A 16,138-nucleotide genomic window follows, 5' to 3' on the forward strand; every position below is an offset into this window, starting at 1 on the left:
GGTACGGGACCGATTCCCCGGACGCGTGATCGCTACGCTCCTGCGCCGTGGCAGGGACCCCGGCGGTGACGGTGCTGGAGAAGGCCCGGGTGCCGCACACGCTGCACCCGTACGACCCCGAGCACCCGGCCGAGCTGGGCCACGGCGAGGCCGCGGTGGCCGCGCTGGGCGCCGATCCGCGGCGGGTGTTCAAGACCCTCGTGGCCCGCGTGGACGGCGCGCTGACGGTCGCCGTCGTCCCGGTCGCGGGCTCGCTGGACCTCAAGGCCCTCGCCGCCGCGGCGGGCGGGCGCAAGGCGGTGATGGCCGACCCGGCCGACGCCGAGCGCAGCAGCGGCTACGTCGTCGGCGGGATCAGCCCGCTCGGCCAACGCAAGGCGCTGCCGACGGTGGTCGACGACTCGGCGCTCGGCTTCGACACCGTCTACGTCAGCGCGGGCAAGCGCGGGCTGCAGGTGGAGCTGCCGCCCGCCGAGCTGGTGCGCCTCACCCGCGCGCGGACGGCCCGGATCGCCGCTGAGGGGGGTCTCCCCCCGTGATCGTCGCGGGGGGCGCTACGAGCTGTAGGGGTTGAGCAGCTGGTCGACCGGGGCGTGGTCGTCGGTGAGCGGCTCGGCGTCGCCGACGAAGCGGGTCAGCTCCTCGCCCTCGGCCGCCTGCCACGTGACGTCCTGGGCGGCCATGGCCTGCTCGATCGCGCCCAGCGGCAGCGGCGACCGGGAGGCCAGGACGACGACGTTGCCGCCGTCCTCCCCCGCCAGGACCGGCGCGCGGGCCAGCAGGGCGACGTGCGGGAACACCTCCCGCAGGGTGGCCAGCTCGGCGCGGACGAAGCCGAGCGGCGGGTGGTCGATCAGGTTGGCGGCGTAGATGCCGTCGTCGGCCAGGGCGGCGTCGACCAGCTCGATCGCCTCGACGGTGGTCAGCTGCCAGGGCACCGACAGCCCGCCGAACGCGTCGCCGACGACCAGGTCGCGGCCGCCGCGCGCCTCGTCGGCGAGCCCGACCCGCGCGTCGACCACCCGCACGCGCAGCCGGTCGGACGTCTCCAGCGCCAGCTGCTCGCGGTCGATCGCGACCACGCCGGGGTCGACCTCGAGCACGAGGCTGTCGGTGCCCGGCCGCGTCCGCTCCAGGTAGCGCGGCACGGTCAGGCCGCCGCCGCCCAGGTGCAGCGCCGAGATCGGCCGGCCGGCGGGGGCCACGGAGTCGGCCACCGCGGCGATCGCGCGCACGTACTGGAACTCCAGGTACGTCGGGTCGTCGAGGTCGACGTAGGAGTGCCGCAGCGTGTCGAGCACCAGCACCCGCCCGCTCTCGCGCTCCGGGTCGGCCACCACGCGGGCGCAGTGGTAGGCGGTCTCCTCCTCGCACGGGCTCGGGGCGACGGCGGCCAGCCCCGAGACGGCGAGGGCCACCGCGACCAGCGCCGCCGGCGGCCTCGCCTCGGGGGTGCGCCGCCGCAGCAGCAGCGCCATCGCCACCCCGGCGGCCACCATGAGCAGCCCGGCGCCGACGAGGATGACGCTGCTCGGCAGCACGGCGACCAGCAGGAAGCCGGTGGCGAACGTGGCCGCGATCGCGCCCAGCGTGCCGATCCCGGACAGCTTGCCGACGACGGCGCCGGTCTCGTCCAGGCTGGCCAGCTGCAGCTTCACGACCATCGGCGGCACCGCCGACAGCAGCGCGGCCGGGACGACGACGGCGACCGCTGCCAGCAGCAGCACGTTGCCCGCCTGCGCCCCCGACAGCGCCTCCCCGGTGAACCGCACCAGCGGCAGGACGGCGACGGTGAGCGCGCCGCCGCCGACCATCAGCGGCGGGATCAGCCGGCGCGGGTCGCCGCGGTCGGCCGCCGCCCCGCCCGACCAGGCGCCGAGCGCGATCGCGGCGAGCGCGAAGCCGATGACCGCGGTGTTGGTCTGCAGGGTGATCCCGACGTAGGGCGCGATCAGCCGCAGCCCGACGATCTCCAGGACCAGGACCACGCCCGAGGACAGGAACGTCGCGCCGGCGGCGGCCCAGCCGGGCAGGGCGGCGGAGCGGTCGCGCGCCGCCGTCCGGGAGGACGCCACGTCAGAACAGCGCGGGCTGGTCGGCCGGCTCGCTCACCGACTCCACCCGGGCCTCGAGCTCGGGACCGTTGTTCTTGACGTTGTTCACCAGGGTGCTCACCGGCCGCAGCTCCAGCGTCTCGACCAGCGACGGCGGGGTGGGCCCGGTGAGCGCCTCGACGTCGTCGCGGGCCGGGTCGAGCCAGTCGGCCCACCGGTCCTGCGGCAGGACCAGCGGCATGCGCTCGTGGATCTCCTGCAGCGCCCCGACCGCGGGCGCGGTGACCACCGTGCACGTGTAGAGCCGGTCCTCACCCCGGCCCCACACCTCCCACAGCCCGGCGAAGGCGAGCACCGACCCGTCCTGCGGGGTGATGAAGTAGGGCTGCTTGCCCGGCTTGTCCAGCCGCTTGGCCCACTCGTACCAGCCGTCCGCCGGGACCAGGCAGCGGCGCGAGCGGGCCGCCGTCCGGAACGCCGGCTTCTCGGTGAGCGACTCGACCCGGGCGTTGAGCAGCCGGTTGCCGACCGCCGGGTCCTTGGCCCAGGTGGGCACCAGTCCCCAGCGGACGGCGCGCAGCTCGCGGTGGCCGCCCCCGGTGAGGGCGCCGTCGGCGTCGCGCTCCTTCTTGTGCCGCACGACGTAGACGTCCTTGGTCGGGGCGACGTTGTAGTCGGCGGGCAGCGGCTGCTGGCCCTCGGCGCGCACCGCCTCGAACTGGACCACGAGGTCGTCGGGGCTGCGGCTGGCGGCGTAGCGACCACACATGCGGGGCTCCTCGGGAGGCGGCTGCACCCCCGACTCTAGGTGGCGCGGGTGACAGCCCCGGGGCGACGCGTGACGCCCCGGACGGCGGGTAGGGCGCTACCGCAGCCAGAGGACCGAGGACGAGGATCGAGCCGTGACCGCCACGCAGAACCCACCCGTCGAGCAGCCGAAGACCGCCAGCGACGCGGGCGCCCGCCCGTACCGGACGGTGAACCCCTACACCGGCGAGGTCGAGCAGGAGTTCCCCTTCCTGGACACCGACGCCGTCGACGGCGTCGTCGAGCAGGCGCACGCCGCCTTCCTCGAGTGGCGCCGCCGGCCGGTCGAGGAGCGCGCCCGGATCGTCGGCCGGGCCGGGGAGCTGATGCTCGAGCGCAAGGACGAGTTCGCCGCGCTGGTCACCCGCGAGATGGGCAAGCGGATCCAGGAGGCCGCCGGCGAGGTCGTGCTGGCGGCGAGCATCCTGACCTACTACGCCGAGAACGGCCCCCGCTTCCTGGAGCCCCGGCGCATCGACGTGATGCAGGGCGAGGCCGTCGTCGAGAACGAGCCCATCGGCGTCATCCTCGCCATCGAGCCGTGGAACTACCCGCTCTACCAGGTCGTCCGCGTCGCCGGCCCGAACCTGGTGCTCGGCAACGCGATCCTGCTCAAGCACGCCGAGCTGAACCCGCAGACCGCGCTGGCGATCGAGCGGTGCTTCCGCGACGCCGGCGTCCCCGAGGGCGTCTACACCAACGTCTTCCTGCGCATCCCCGACGTCGAGAAGGTCATCGCGCACCGGCTGGTCCAGGGCGTGACCCTCACCGGCAGCGAGCGGGCCGGCAGCAGCGTCGCCTCGCTGGCGGGCAAGTACCTGAAGAAGTCGGTGCTGGAGCTCGGCGGGTCCGACCCGTTCATCGTGCTCGACACCGAGGACCTCGGCCGCACGGTCAAGGCCGCCACCATGGGCCGGATGCAGAACAGCGGCCAGGCCTGCATCGCGGCCAAGCGGCTGATCGTCACCGAGGACATCTACGAGCCGTTCGTGGAGGGCCTGAAGCAGGCCTTCTCCACCTTCGCCCCCGGCGACCCGAGCGACCCGTCGACGTCGCTGGCCCCGCTGTCCAGCGAGCAGGCGGCGAAGGACCTGCACGCGCAGATCCAGGACGCGGTCGACAAGGGCGCCACCGTGGTCACCGGCGGCGGCCGTCCCGACCACCCCGGCGCGTTCGTCGAGCCGACGATCCTCACCGACGTCACGCCGGAGATGCGCGCGTACAACGAGGAGCTGTTCGGCCCGGCCGCCGTCGTCTACAAGGTGAAGGACGCCGACGAGGCCGTGTCGCTGGCGAACAACAGCGACTTCGGGCTCGGCGCCGCCGTCTTCTCCAGCGACCTCGACAAGGCGCGCGGTGTCGCCGACCGGATCGACGCCGGCATGGTGTGGGTCAACCAGCCCACCGGCTCCTCCCCGGAGCTGCCCTTCGGCGGCGTGAAGCGCTCCGGCTACGGCCGCGAGCTGTCGGAGCTGGGCATGTTCGAGTTCGCCAACCGCAAGCTGACCCGCGTGCTCCCGGCCAAGAAGGCGAGCAAGCCGCAGGCGGGCTAGGCCGGTGCGCGAGCGGTGCGGCGTCCCCGACCGGGCAGAATCACGCCCGTGACGGACATCTGGGCGACGCCGCACCGCTCGACGCCCGTCGACGCGGTCGTCCGCCTGCCCGGGTCCAAGTCGATCACCGCCCGCGCGCTGGTCGTGGCCGCGCTGGCCGACGGCCCGAGCCGGGTCGTGCGGCCGCTGCGCGCCCGCGACACCGACCTGATGGCCGCGGGGCTGCGCGCGCTCGGCGTGCGGGTCGACGAGGACGGCGACGACTGGGTGGTCACCCCCGGCCCGCTGCGCGGCCCCGCCGAGGTCGACGCCGGCCTGGCCGGCACGGTCCTGCGCTTCCTGCCGCCCGTCGCGGCGCTGGCCGACGGCCCGGTCCGGGTGGACGGCGACCCGCGGCTGCGCGAGCGGCCCAACGCCGGCCTGCTCGCCGCGCTGCGCGCCCTCGGCGTCGAGGTGGACGACGGCGGACGCGGGCGGGCGCCGTTCACCGTGCACGGAACCGGCCGGGTCGAGGGCGGCGCGATCAGCGTCGACGCCGGCGAGTCCTCGCAGATCGTCTCCGGCCTGCTGCTGGCCGCCGCCCGGTTCGAGCAGGGCCTCGACCTCGCGCTCGCCGGCGGCGTGCCGTCGATGCCGCACGTCGAGATGACCGTGACCACGCTGCGCGAGCACGGCGTCGAAGTGGCGGCCACCCCGCGCGGCTGGCGCGTCTCCCCCGGCCCCGTCGCCGCGCGGGACCGGGTGGTGGAGCCCGACCTGTCCAACGCCGCCCCCTTCCTCGCCGCGGCGCTGGTCACCGGCGGCCGCGTGACCGTCCGCGACTGGCCCCGGGTCACCACCCAGCCGGGCGCGCAGCTGGACCGGCTGTTCCGCGCGATGGGCGCGACCGTCGAGCGGACCGGCGACGACCTGCGGGTGACCGGCGGCCCCGCGATCCGGCCGCTGGTGGCCGACCTCGGCGAGGTGGGCGAGCTGACGCCCGTGCTCGCCGCCCTGTGCGCGCTGGCCGACGGGCCGTCCCGGCTCACCGGCATCGGCCACCTCCGGGGGCACGAGACCGACCGGCTGCAGGCGCTCGACGAGGTGCTCACCGCCGTCGGCGCGCGGGTCGAGCAGCTGCCCGACGGTCTCGTCATCGAGCCCGGGCCCGGCCGGCCCGCCCGGCTGGACTCCTACGCCGACCACCGCATGGTGCACGCCGGCGCCGTCCTCGGCCTGGCCGTCGCCGGCGTCGAGGTGGCCGACCCCGGCGCGGTGGCCAAGACGCTGCCCGACTTCGTCGAGCGGTGGAACGGGCTGCTCGGGGACCCGGTCGGAGCCGACCGCTGAGCCCGCGCAGGCTGGACAGCAGGTCCGACGAGGACGACATCCGCGTCCGGCCCAACCGGCGCGGCTCCCGCCCGCGCACCCGGCAGCGGCCGGCCCACGAGGACGCCCTGCCCGGCCTGGTGATCGCCGTCGACCGCGGCCGGATGACGGTGCGGCTGGAGGAGTCCGGCGTCGAGGTCACCGCCATGCGGGCGCGGGAGCTCGGCCGGCACGGCGTCGTCGTCGGCGACCGGGTGCGCATCGTGGGCGACACCAGCGGCCGGCCGGACACCCTGGCCCGCATCGTCGTCATCGAGGAGCGGACGACGGTGCTGCGCCGCACCGCCGACGACACCGACCCCACCGAGCGGGTCGTCGTCGCCAACGCCGACCAGCTGGTGATCGTGACCGCGGTGACCGACCCCGAGCCGGCGCTGGGCTTCCTCGACCGCTGCCTGGTCGCCGCCTACGCCGGCGGGCTGGACCCGGTGCTGTGCTTCACCAAGACCGACCTCGGCAGCCCGCAGCCGCTGCTCGACCGCTACGCCGGCCTCGACCTCGACGCCGTCGCCGTCTCCCGCGACCAGCCGCTCGACGAGCTGGTCGACCGGCTGCACCTGCGGATGACCGTGCTCGTCGGGCAGTCCGGCGTCGGCAAGTCGACGCTGGTCAACCGGCTCGTGCCGGACGCCTACCGGGCCACCGGGGAGGTGACCAAGGTGGGCAAGGGCCGGCACACGTCGTCGTCGGCGGTGCTGCTCGACCTGCCGGGCGGCGGCACCGTGATCGACACCCCCGGCATCCGCTCGTTCGGGCTGGCGCACGTCACCGCCGAGGACGTGCTCGCCGCCTTCGACGACCTCGAGGAGGCCTCGGTCGACTGCCCGCCCGGCTGCGGGCACACCGCCGAGGACCCCGACTGCGCGCTGGACGCCTGGGCGGCGGCCGGACCGCCCGCGCGGGCCGAGCGGCTGGCCAGCTTCCGCCGCCTGGTCGACGCCGTCGGCCAGCTCGGCCCGGGCTACTGACGGAACAGGGCGTCGGTCATGGGCTCGTCGACGGCCTCGACGCGCAGCTCGTGGCCGTTGCCGCGGGGCAGCTCGAGCAGCTCCTCGGTGAGCACGCAGACGCCGGTGCCGACGTCGAGGCGCACCCGCCAGCGCTCCGGGTAGGCCTCCGGCGGGCGCGGCAGCGGGTAGCCGTTCGACTCGTACTCGAGTCGCGCGTTGTCGAGCGAGTCCAGCAGCGGGCAGCAGCCGCAGCGGGGGTCGTAGCGGGGCGTCGTCCGGACGACGGCCTCCCACGCCGGCCGGCCGTGGTGGTCCACCTCGGCGACGTCCTCGACCGTCAGCGGTGGGCCGTCCTGGCCGTCGGCCAGCTCGACCGGGTCGAGCACCGCCAGCCAGAAGTAGTTCTCGAAGAAGGGCGCGTCGAGCTCGGGCTGCGCCCAGCGCGACGGCCGTTCGGCCACCAGCCCGTCCGGCCGGAACACCGGCGGGGGCACCTCGGGGAGCTGCGCGGGTTCGTCGCCCGGTGCCGCGAGGACGACGCGGCTGCCGACGGCCGGTGGCTCGAAGCCGGCGTGCAGCACCGCGCCGTCGGCGGTCTCCACGCGCAGCGCGTCGGGCCGGCGCACCCACGCCCGGATCACCGGCTGCCACGCGCCGTCCCGGTACCGCCCCGACGTGAAGCGCAGCGCCGACCAGCGCCACGGCGAGGACCGGGCGAGCGCGGCGAAGTCGTCGGCGGTGGGCACGGAGGTCCTCACACGTCCACGTAGCCGCCGGTGCGCCAGTACAGGCCGCCCTCGCGGCTGAGCAGCCCCTCGTCGACCAGGTACCGGCGCAGCGCCGCGTGGTCGGGGTGCCAGACGGCGAGCAGCGCGTTGACCTCGCGCTCCGGGTAGCGGATCCCGGGCTCGAAGACGCGCACGATGTGCTCGAGCACGATCCGCCGCTTGGACCGCTGCGCCGGGATCGACACCAGCCGACCTCCCCGCACGAAGGCCGACAGCACGGCGTCCTCGGCCGGGTCGTCGGACAGCGGCTCCGGCGCGGGGGCGGCCTCGGCGGCGGCACGCGCCGCGGCGCCGAACCGGTCGGCGAGCAGCTCCAGGCCGCGCCCGTCGCGGCGCACCAGCCCGCCGCGGGCGAGCCGGCGGGCGGCCAGGGCGACGTCCTTGAGCGGCAGACCGGTCGCCTCCGCCACCTCCTCGATGGTCCCGGCGCCGAGCGCGAGGGCCGCCACGACCTTCAACCGGGTGTCGTCGGCGAGCAGCCCGACGAGGGTCGCGGCGTCCACTCCCCGACCGTATGCGCTCGGCGCGGCGCGGCGCCCAGTAGGTTCGGGTGCCATGACGGCTGGTCGGGGCTTCAACGAGGACATGCGGTTGGCCCACGTGCTGGCCGACCAGGCCGACTCGATCAGCATGGAGCGCTTCCGGGCGCTGGACCTGACGGTCGAGACCAAGCCCGACCTCACCCCGGTCACCGACGCCGACCGGGCCGTCGAGGAGCAGCTGCGCATCACCCTCGACCGGGCCCGGCACCGCGACGCGGTCATGGGCGAGGAGTTCGGCACCACCGGCCACGGCTCCCGCCGCTGGGTCCTCGACCCCATCGACGGCACGAAGAACTTCGTCCGCGGGGTGCCGGTCTGGGCCACGCTCATCGCGCTGCTGGACGGCGACGAACCGGTCGTCGGCCTGGTGTCGGCGCCGGCGCTGAACCGGCGCTGGTGGGCGGCCAAGGACGTCGGCGCCTGGACCGGGCGGCGGCTGGAGTCGGCGACCCGCTGCCAGGTGTCGGGCGTGCGCACGCTGGCCGACGCCAGCCTCAGCTACTCCAGCCTCTCGGGGTGGGAGGAGCGCGGCCTGCTCGGCGGCTTCCTCGACCTGACCCGGGCGGTGTGGCGGACCCGCGCCTACGGCGACTTCTGGAGCTACGTGCTGCTGGCCGAGGGCGCGGTCGACATCGCCTGCGAGCCCGAGGTGTCGCTGTGGGACCTCGCCGCGCTCGACGTCATCGTCCGCGAGGCCGGCGGCCGGTTCACCGACCTCACCGGCAAGCCCGGCCCGGCCGGCGGCAGCGCGCTGGCGACCAACGGCGCGCTGCACGACGCGGCCCTGCGCACCGTCCGCCCGCCCCTCGACGCGGCATGAGCAGGGCGCGCCCCCGGGTGGGAGCGCGCCCTCTCGACGTGCCGGCTAGCGAGGAGTCGTGCCCCCGCGGCCGCCGGAGAAGCGGCGCCGGGCGTCCTCGATCCGGGCCCGGTTCTTCGGGTCCTTGGCGAACTGCTGCGCCTTGCCGGCGAAGTCCCGGATCACCTGCTGCCCCTTGGGGCTCCTCGCGAACTGGCTGACCTTGTCGAACATCGACGACTTCATCGCGCTCCTCCTCCGCGCCGGGGGCCAGGGGAAGCGGCCCGTCACCTGTTCGAACGATGCCCGCCCGGGGCCCGTTCCATGCGTGGCTCCGGCCACCCCGCCGCGCGGGCGGCCAGCACCGCCGCGCCGAGCGCCGACGCGCTGCGCATCGGCAGGTACCGGACCGGCCGGTCGAGGACGTCGCCGAGCAGCCGCCGGACCAGCGGGTCCCGTCCCCCGCCCCCGGTGAGGACGACGTCGCCGTCCGGCCGGTCGAGCAGCGCGAACGCCGCCCCGACCGCGTGCACGACCCCCTCGACGGCGGCCCGCGCCAGGTCGGCCCGCGTCGTGCCGGCGCCGAGCCCGGTCCAGCTCCCGCGGTCCTCGGGCCCGGCGACGCCGCCGCGCTCCCCGGTGAGGAACGGACCGAAGCGCACGCCGCCGGCGCCGTCGTCCGCCGCGGCCGCCGCGGCGAAGAAGTCGGCCCAGGACAGCCCGAGGACCTCGCGCACCCACGCCCACGCCGAGCCGCCGTTCTGCAGCGCGGCCATCGCGTACCAGCCGCCGTCGACGTCGGCGTACCGGTGCACCGGCGGGTCGTCGGCCGCCACCGGCCGGGCACCGGCGTGCAGCACCTGGACGCCGGTGCCGAGGTTGACCAGCACGCCGTCGCCCACCCCGGAGGCGAGCAGCGCCAGCGCGGTGTCGGCGCCGCCGACCACCACCGGCACGTCCCCGACCGGCAGCCGCGCCGTCCCCACCACCTCGTGCGACGGCCGGACCGCGGGCAGCAGGCCGGCCGGCACCCCGGCCGCGCCGGCCGCCGCGGCCGACCAGCCGTCGGCGACGACGTCCCAGAGCAGCGTGGCCGAGGCGTCGCTGCGGTCGGTGACGAGCGAGCCGGGCACCAGGGTGGCCCGCAGCGCGTCCTTGGGCAGCAGGACGGCGGCGGCGCGGTCCACCGCGGCCGGTTCGTGCGCCGCCAGCCAGGCCAGCAGCGGACCGGTCATGCCGGGCACGAGCGGGTTGGCCAGCGCGGCCCGGTCGGCCGGCGGCAGGGCCCGCCAGCGGGCGAGCTCGCCGGTGGCGCGGGAGTCGGCCCACAGCAGCGCGGGCGCCAGCGCCGTCCCGGCCCGGTCGACCAGCACCGCGCCGTGCATCTGCCCCGACAGGCCCAGCCCGCGGACGCGCCCCTCGAGCGGCAGGCGGGCCAGCGCCTCGTCGAGCGCGGCGGCCCAGGTGGCGACGTCGTTCTGCGCCCACCCCGGCCGCGGGCGGTCGGGCTCGTAGCCGGCCTCGGCCTCGGCGACCACCGCGCCGTCGGCGGCGAGCGCGACCGCCTTCAGCCCGCTGGTGCCGACGTCGGCGCCCAGGACGAGGTCCACCGCCGGTCAGCGGGCGTGCGCGAAGCCGCCGGTGCGCCCGTTGCGGTCGGCGAGCAGCCCCGCGAGCGTGGAGACCGCGATCTCGGCCGGCGTGCGCGAGCCGATGTCGAGCCCGATCGGCCGGTGCACCCGCGCCACCTCCTCCGGCGGGACGCCGAGCGCGGCCAGCGCCGCCACGTGCGGCCCCTCGTGCCGCGGGTTGCCCATGACGCCCACCCAGCGCACCGGCCGGGCCAGCGCGTCGCGCAGCTGCCCGCCCAGCTCCTCGCGGTGGTGGTCGGTGACGACGACGTCGGCGTCCGGCCCGGCCAGGTCGTCGTCCAGCTCGTCGAAGCCGCCGACCACCAGGTCGGCGGCGCCGTCCGCGCGGCGGCCGGCGTCGGGCTCGACCAGCACGGTGCGGAAGCCGAGGTCGCTGCCGTAGCGGACCAGGCAGGCCGAGACCGGCGAGGCGAACACGACCACCAGCACGCGGCCCGCGGGCCGCTCGGCGGCCGCGCCGTGGGCGACGCCGCAGTTCGGGTCGGTCTCGGGCGTGCTCATGCCGTCACTCTCCCCCGTGCGCTTTTCCGCGATCAAGCGCGGTCTGGTGGGATGGATCGCACAGCCCGCGCGCGCCCGAGGAGGCACCACCGTGCAGTACGCCGAGTCCGTCCTGGACCTGATCGGCGGCACCCCGCTGGTCCGGCTGCGGAGCGTGACCCGCGACCTGGGCCCCGACGCGCCGCTGGTGCTGGCCAAGGTCGAGTACCTCAACCCCGGCGGGTCGGTGAAGGACCGCATCGCCGTCCGCATGGTCGACGCCGCCGAGGAGGCCGGCCTGCTGCGGCCCGGCGGCACGATCATCGAGCCCACCAGCGGCAACACCGGCATCGGCCTGGCCCTAGTGGCCCAGCAGCGCGGCTACCGGTGCATCTTCGTCTGCCCCGACAAGGTCGGCCAGGACAAGATCAACGTGCTGAAGGCGTACGGCGCCGAGGTCGTCGTCTGCCCCACCGCCGTCGACCCGGCCGACCCGCGCTCGTACTACTCGGTGTCCGACCGGCTGGCCCGCGAGACCCCCGGCGGCTGGAAGCCCGACCAGTACTCCAACCCGGCCAACCCGCGCTCGCACTACGAGACCACCGGCCCGGAGATCTGGGCGCAGACCGAGGGCCGCGTCACCGCCTTCGTCACCGGGGCCGGCACCGGCGGCACGATCAGCGGCGTCGGGCGCTACCTCAAGGAGGTCTCCGGCGGCCGGGTGCGCGTGGTCGGCGCCGACCCGGAGGGCTCGGTCTACTCCGGCGGGACCGGCCGGCCGTACCTGGTCGAGGGCGTCGGCGAGGACTTCTGGCCGTCCACCTACGACAAGTCGGTGCCCGACGAGATCGTCGCCGTCTCCGACGGCGACTCCTTCGCGATGACCCGCCGGCTGGCCCGCGAGGAGGGCATGCTCGTCGGCGGCTCGTGCGGCATGGCCGTCGTCGCGGCGTTGCGGGTGGCCGAGCAGCTGACCGAGGACGACGTCCTCGTCGTCCTGCTGCCCGACGGCGGCCGCGGCTACCTCGGCAAGATCTTCAACGACCAGTGGATGGCCGACTACGGCTTCCTCGACGTCGCCGGCGGCGAGACCGTCGGCGAGCTGCTGACGGCGAAGTCGGGCGCGACGCCGACGCTGGTGCACACCCACCCGAACGAGACCGTCCGCGAGGCGATCGACATCCTGCGCGAGTACGGGGTCAGCCAGCTGCCGGTGGTGCGGGCCGAGCCGCCGGTCACGGCCGGCGAGGTGGTCGGCTCGGTCGACGAGAAGGTGCTGCTCGACGCGCTGTTCGCCGGCCGGGCGACCCTGGCCGACCGGGTGGAGCGGCACATGTCCGCGCCGCTGCCGATCATCGGTTCGGGCGAGCCGGTGAGCGCCGCGGTGGCGGCCCTCGGCGAGGCCGACGCGCTGGTGGTGCACGTCGACGGCAAGCCGGCCGGGGTGGTCACCCGGCAGGACGTGCTCGGCCACCTGGCCGGGCTGGCTCCTACGGTGGGCCGATGACCGGCTTCAACACGCGGGCGATCCACGCGGGGCAGGACCCCGACCCGGCGACGGGCGCGGTGATCCCGCCGCTGCACCTGACCACCACCTACAAGCAGGACGGCGTCGGCGGGCTGCGCGGCGGCTACGAGTACAGCCGCAGCGCCAACCCGACCCGCACCGCGCTGCAGGAGGCGCTGGCCGCGCTGGAGCAGGGCGCGGCCGGGCTGGCGTTCGCCTCCGGGCTGGCCGCCGAGGACACCCTGCTGCGCACCGTCTGCGTGCCCGGCTCGCACGTCGTCCTGGCCGGCGACGCCTACGGCGGCACGTTCCGGCTGCTGGCGAGGGTGCTGGCCCGCTGGGGAGTGACGCACACGCCGGTCGACCTGGGCGACCTCGACGCCGTCCGCGCCGCGGTGCAGCCGGAGACCCGGGTGGTGTGGTGCGAGACGCCGACCAACCCGCTGCTCAACATCGCCGACGTCGCCGGCCTGGCCGGGGTCGCGCACGACGCCGGCGCGCTGCTCGTCGTCGACAACACCTTCGCCTCGCCGTACCTGCAGCAGCCGCTGACGCTGGGCGCCGACGTCGTCGTCCACTCGACGACGAAGTACCTGGGCGGGCACTCCGACGTGGTCGGCGGTGCGCTGGTCGTGGCCGACGCCGGGCTGGCCGAGGAGATCGCCTTCAACCAGAACGCGATGGGCGCGGTCAACGGGCCGTTCGACGCCTGGCTGGTGCTGCGCGGCATCAAGACCCTCGGCGTGCGCATGGACCGGCACTCGGCCAACGCGGCCGCCGTCGCCGAGTTCCTGCTGCGGCACGACGCGGTGACCGCCGTCCTCTACCCCGGCCTGCCCGACCACCCCGGGCACGACATCGCCGCGAAGCAGATGTCCGGCTTCGGCGGCATGCTCTCGTTCCGGCTGGCCGGCGGCGAGGAGGCGGCGCTGCGGGTGTGCGAGCGGGCGCAGCTGTTCACGCTGGCCGAGTCGCTGGGCGGCGTCGAGTCGCTGATCGAGCACCCGGGGCGGATGACGCACGCCAGCGCGGCGGGCTCGCCGCTCGAGGTGCCCGGCGACCTGGTGCGGCTGTCGGTGGGCATCGAGGACGTCGACGACCTGCTCGCCGACCTGGAGCAGGCGCTCGCCTGAAGGGCCCGCTCCGGGAGCAGAATGCGGGCATGACGACCACCGCCGACGGCCGCGACCTCGACGCCCTCGAGGCCCAGCGGGCCCGGATCCGGGACACCCACCTGCGGCCGAAGGGCGACCGGCCCGCGTCGACGGCGCGCGGGCTGCACCACACCGCCCTGATCAGCAGCGACGTCGAGCGGACCGTGCGCTTCTACCAGGACGTGCTGGGCTTCCCGCTGACCGAGCTGATCGAGAACCGCGACTACCCGGGCTCGTCGCACTTCTTCTTCGACATCGGCAACGGCAACCTGCTGGCGTTCTTCGACTTCCCCGGGCTCGACGTCGGCCCGTACGCCGAGGTGCTCGGCGGGCTGCACCACATGGCGATCAGCGTCGACCCCGACCGCTGGCAGGAGCTGGTGGGCCGGCTGGAGGAAGCCGGGGTCGCGCACGAGGTGCACAGCGGGGTGTCGGTCTACTTCCGCGACCCCGACGGCGCCCGCATCGAGCTCATCGCCGACCCGCTCGGGGAGATGTACGGCACCCAGGTGCTGTAGCGGAGTCCCAGGACCGCACTTCCCGCGCCCTGGGACTCCGCGTTCAGGACTCGTGCAGGACGAGGTCGGCGTAGTCGGGGTGCCGCTCGATCCAGCCGCGCACGAACGGGCACTGGGCGATCAGCTTGCCGCCCTTGGCCCGCACGTCGTCCAGGGCGCCGCGCACCAGCGTGCTGCCCAGCCCGGAGCGTCCCTCGTGGGGGTCGACCTCGGTGTGGGTGAAGACCAGGACGTCGCCGCGACGGCGGTAGGCCGCGATGCCGAGCACGCGGTCGCCCTCGCGGATCTCGTACCGGTGCTCGTCGGGGGCGTCGATCACGGTGGGTTCCACGCCTCGCCCCAACTCCCGCCGCGGCCGCCCGATTCCGCCGACCTCACCCGACCAGCCGCAGCGCCCGGGTCGGGCAGGCCTGGACGGCGTTGCGGACGTCGGGCAGGTCGGCCGGCCCGGGTTCGGGGACGAGGACGACGAGGGCCCCGTCGTCGCCGATCTCGAAGACGTCCGCCGCCAGCGCCTCGCAGCCGCCCGTGCTGGCGCACAGGTCGCGGTCGACCTCGATCCGGGTCACCGCACCCCCGTCAGGGTGGCCGGCAGCGACTTGAGCCCGTTGACGAACGACGAGCGCAGCCGGCGCGGCTCGCCGGTGACCTCGAGGTCGGGCAGCTCGTCGAACAGCGTGCGGAACGCCACGCCGATCTCCCGGCGGGCGAGGTGCGCCCCCAGGCAGAAGTGCGGACCGTGGCCGCCGAAGCCGACGTGCGGGTTCGGGTCCCGCGCCAGGTCGAACACGTGCGGGTCGGGGAACACCTCGGGGTCGCGGTTGGCCGCCGCGTAGAACAGCACGAACTTGTCGCCGGCGGTGAACCGGTGGCCGTTGACCTCGCCGTCGCGGGTCGCGGTGCGCCGCATCCACGTGACCGGGCTGACCCAGCGGACGATCTCCTCCACGGCGGTGCGGGTCAGCGACGGGTCGGCCATCCACCGCGCCCGCTGCTCGGGGTGTTCCGACAGCGCCAGCACGCCCTGGCCGATCGCCGTGCGGGTGGTCTCGTTGCCGGCGACGCACAGCAGGATGAAGAACGACGCGATCTCCTGGTGGGTGAGCGTCTCGCCGTCGACCTCGGAGTGCACGAGCGCCGTGATGAGGTCGTCCTCCGGGTGCTCCAGCCGCTCGGCGGCCAGCCTGTTCAGCAGGTCGGACAGCACCGCGCCGGCGTCGAGGAACTCGGTCACGATCTGGTTCTCGTCCGCGATGAGATCCGGGTCGCCCTGCGACAGGATGATGTTGGACTTCTGCAGGACCAGGGCCCGGTCCTCCTCCGGGATGCCCATCATGTCGCAGATGACCCACAGCGGGATCGGCGCGGCGAAGTCGGCGACCACGTCGATGGTGCCGTCGCCCTCCTCCGCCTTCCGCCGCGCCCGGACGGCCACGTCGCGGACGATCGTCTGCACCGACTCCACCACCCGCTCGAGCATCCGCGGGGTGAACGTCTTGGAGACGATCCGGCGGATCTTGGCGTGCCGGGGGTCGTCCATGCTGATCATGGAGCCGTAGAACTCGTTGAGGTCGGGGGGCATGTCGGGGATGGACACCGCGCCCCGGCCCGAGCAGAACACCTGCGGCTGGGAGCTGATCGCGTCGAGGTCGGCGTAGCGGGTCACGGCGTGGTAACCGGGGCCCGCCGGGATGAACGGCACGACGGGTTCGGCGAAGAACGCGAACGGGCGCTCGCGGCGCAGGGCGTCGAAGGCGGCGTGGCGCTCGGCCGGCGGTCGGCCCCAGAACTCGCGGTCGGACAGGTCGATCGCGTCCAGGTCGACGGCGGCGGCGTCCAGGGACACGGGCCCTCCAAGGGCAGAACGGTCAGCGGTGACCGTTCTCACGCTAGGGGGCGGGTGATGCCCGACACAATCCCCTCGACCCCGGGAACCAGCGAGGCCCGGTGCGCATGCGCACCGGGC

18 protein-coding genes are annotated in these 16,138 nt (G+C 75.4%); 8 read left to right on the plus strand and 10 right to left on the minus strand.

The window, feature by feature from the left end:
• The first annotated feature begins 47 nt into the window (after positions 1–47).
• Positions 48–539, plus strand: coding sequence for a Cys-tRNA(Pro) deacylase (ybaK, locus tag ACI8AF_RS19915; protein WP_456541483.1), 492 nt, complete (start codon positions 48–50; stop codon positions 537–539).
• Positions 540–554: 15 nt separating this feature from the next.
• Here the strand turns inward: ybaK and ACI8AF_RS19920 are convergent, their stop codons facing one another.
• Entirely contained in the window at positions 555–2,075 is a 1,521-nt protein-coding gene (locus tag ACI8AF_RS19920; protein WP_456541484.1) for a fused MFS/spermidine synthase, read from the minus strand.
• A gap of 1 nt (position 2,076) precedes the next feature.
• Positions 2,077–2,823 (minus strand): SOS response-associated peptidase, encoded by a 747-nt coding sequence (locus ACI8AF_RS19925; protein ID WP_456541485.1) that lies wholly within the window; start codon positions 2,821–2,823, stop codon positions 2,077–2,079.
• A gap of 133 nt (positions 2,824–2,956) precedes the next feature.
• Between ACI8AF_RS19925 and ACI8AF_RS19930 the strand changes: the two genes are divergently transcribed.
• The 3 genes from ACI8AF_RS19930 to rsgA are packed head-to-tail and all read left to right on the plus strand — an operon-like array spanning position 2,957 to position 6,750.
• Positions 2,957–4,414, plus strand: coding sequence for an NAD-dependent succinate-semialdehyde dehydrogenase (locus ACI8AF_RS19930; protein ID WP_456541486.1), 1,458 nt, complete (start codon positions 2,957–2,959; stop codon positions 4,412–4,414).
• Between the two features lie 48 nt (positions 4,415–4,462).
• Positions 4,463–5,743, plus strand: a complete 1,281-nt coding sequence (gene aroA / locus ACI8AF_RS19935) for a 3-phosphoshikimate 1-carboxyvinyltransferase (protein WP_456541487.1) — start codon at positions 4,463–4,465, stop codon at positions 5,741–5,743.
• A complete protein-coding gene (rsgA, locus tag ACI8AF_RS19940) occupies positions 5,701–6,750 on the plus strand; it encodes a ribosome small subunit-dependent GTPase A (protein ID WP_456541488.1) in 1,050 nt (349 codons plus the stop codon). Before aroA ends, rsgA begins: the two co-directional genes overlap by 43 nt.
• On the opposite strand, the gene ACI8AF_RS19945 is transcribed toward rsgA, so the two are convergent.
• Positions 6,744–7,478 carry a hypothetical protein gene (locus ACI8AF_RS19945; RefSeq protein ID WP_456541489.1) on the minus strand — a complete coding sequence of 245 codons (735 nt, stop codon included), beginning with the start codon at positions 7,476–7,478 and terminating at the stop codon, positions 6,744–6,746. The genes rsgA and ACI8AF_RS19945 overlap by 7 nt on opposite strands.
• Before the next feature lie 8 nt (positions 7,479–7,486).
• Positions 7,487–8,023 carry a DUF2087 domain-containing protein gene (locus tag ACI8AF_RS19950; RefSeq protein ID WP_456541490.1) on the minus strand — a complete coding sequence of 179 codons (537 nt, stop codon included), beginning with the start codon at positions 8,021–8,023 and terminating at the stop codon, positions 7,487–7,489.
• A 52-nt stretch (positions 8,024–8,075) separates the two neighbouring features.
• On the opposite strand from ACI8AF_RS19950, the gene hisN reads away from it, so the two are divergent.
• Positions 8,076–8,882, plus strand: a complete 807-nt coding sequence (hisN, locus tag ACI8AF_RS19955; protein WP_456541491.1) for a histidinol-phosphatase — start codon at positions 8,076–8,078, stop codon at positions 8,880–8,882.
• 45 nt (positions 8,883–8,927) lie between these two features.
• Here hisN and ACI8AF_RS19960 read toward each other — a convergent pair whose 3' ends face one another.
• From ACI8AF_RS19960 to ACI8AF_RS19970, 3 genes are read right to left on the minus strand one after another with little or no spacing between them, the layout of a single operon-like run.
• Complete coding sequence (locus ACI8AF_RS19960) at positions 8,928–9,107, minus strand: hypothetical protein (RefSeq protein WP_456541492.1); 180 nt, start codon at positions 9,105–9,107, stop codon at positions 8,928–8,930.
• Positions 9,108–9,148: 41 nt separating this feature from the next.
• The gene (locus ACI8AF_RS19965) at positions 9,149–10,471 is read right to left on the minus strand and encodes an FGGY family carbohydrate kinase (protein ID WP_456541493.1); all 1,323 of its coding nucleotides are present in this window, start codon (positions 10,469–10,471) and stop codon (positions 9,149–9,151) included.
• Positions 10,472–10,477: 6 nt separating this feature from the next.
• Positions 10,478–11,014: an XdhC family protein gene (locus ACI8AF_RS19970; RefSeq protein ID WP_456541494.1), complete on the minus strand. Its 537-nt coding sequence runs from the start codon at positions 11,012–11,014 to the stop codon at positions 10,478–10,480.
• Positions 11,015–11,105: 91 nt separating this feature from the next.
• Here ACI8AF_RS19970 and ACI8AF_RS19975 point away from each other — a divergent pair, with 91 nt between their 5' ends.
• From ACI8AF_RS19975 to ACI8AF_RS19985, 3 genes are read left to right on the plus strand one after another with little or no spacing between them, the layout of a single operon-like run.
• Positions 11,106–12,500 (plus strand): cystathionine beta-synthase, encoded by a 1,395-nt coding sequence (locus ACI8AF_RS19975; RefSeq protein ID WP_456541495.1) that lies wholly within the window; start codon positions 11,106–11,108, stop codon positions 12,498–12,500.
• The gene (locus ACI8AF_RS19980; RefSeq protein WP_456541496.1) at positions 12,497–13,633 is read left to right on the plus strand and encodes a cystathionine gamma-synthase; all 1,137 of its coding nucleotides are present in this window, start codon (positions 12,497–12,499) and stop codon (positions 13,631–13,633) included. The genes ACI8AF_RS19975 and ACI8AF_RS19980 overlap by 4 nt, the downstream gene beginning before the upstream one ends.
• A gap of 29 nt (positions 13,634–13,662) precedes the next feature.
• A complete protein-coding gene (locus ACI8AF_RS19985; RefSeq protein ID WP_456541497.1) occupies positions 13,663–14,172 on the plus strand; it encodes a VOC family protein in 510 nt (169 codons plus the stop codon).
• Between the two features lie 43 nt (positions 14,173–14,215).
• On the opposite strand, the gene ACI8AF_RS19990 is transcribed toward ACI8AF_RS19985, so the two are convergent.
• Genes ACI8AF_RS19990 through ACI8AF_RS20000 form a run of 3 tightly spaced genes read right to left on the minus strand, consistent with a single transcriptional unit; the run spans position 14,216 to position 16,018 of the window.
• The gene (locus ACI8AF_RS19990) at positions 14,216–14,503 is read right to left on the minus strand and encodes a GNAT family N-acetyltransferase (RefSeq protein ID WP_456541498.1); all 288 of its coding nucleotides are present in this window, start codon (positions 14,501–14,503) and stop codon (positions 14,216–14,218) included.
• 43 nt (positions 14,504–14,546) lie between these two features.
• Complete coding sequence (locus ACI8AF_RS19995; RefSeq protein WP_456541499.1) at positions 14,547–14,741, minus strand: ferredoxin; 195 nt, start codon at positions 14,739–14,741, stop codon at positions 14,547–14,549.
• Entirely contained in the window at positions 14,738–16,018 is a 1,281-nt protein-coding gene (locus ACI8AF_RS20000) for a cytochrome P450 (protein ID WP_456541500.1), read from the minus strand. The genes ACI8AF_RS19995 and ACI8AF_RS20000 overlap by 4 nt, the downstream gene beginning before the upstream one ends.
• Positions 16,019–16,138: the final 120 nt, after the last annotated feature.

The sequence above is a fragment of the Blastococcus sp. SYSU D00669 genome (assembly GCF_054050715.1).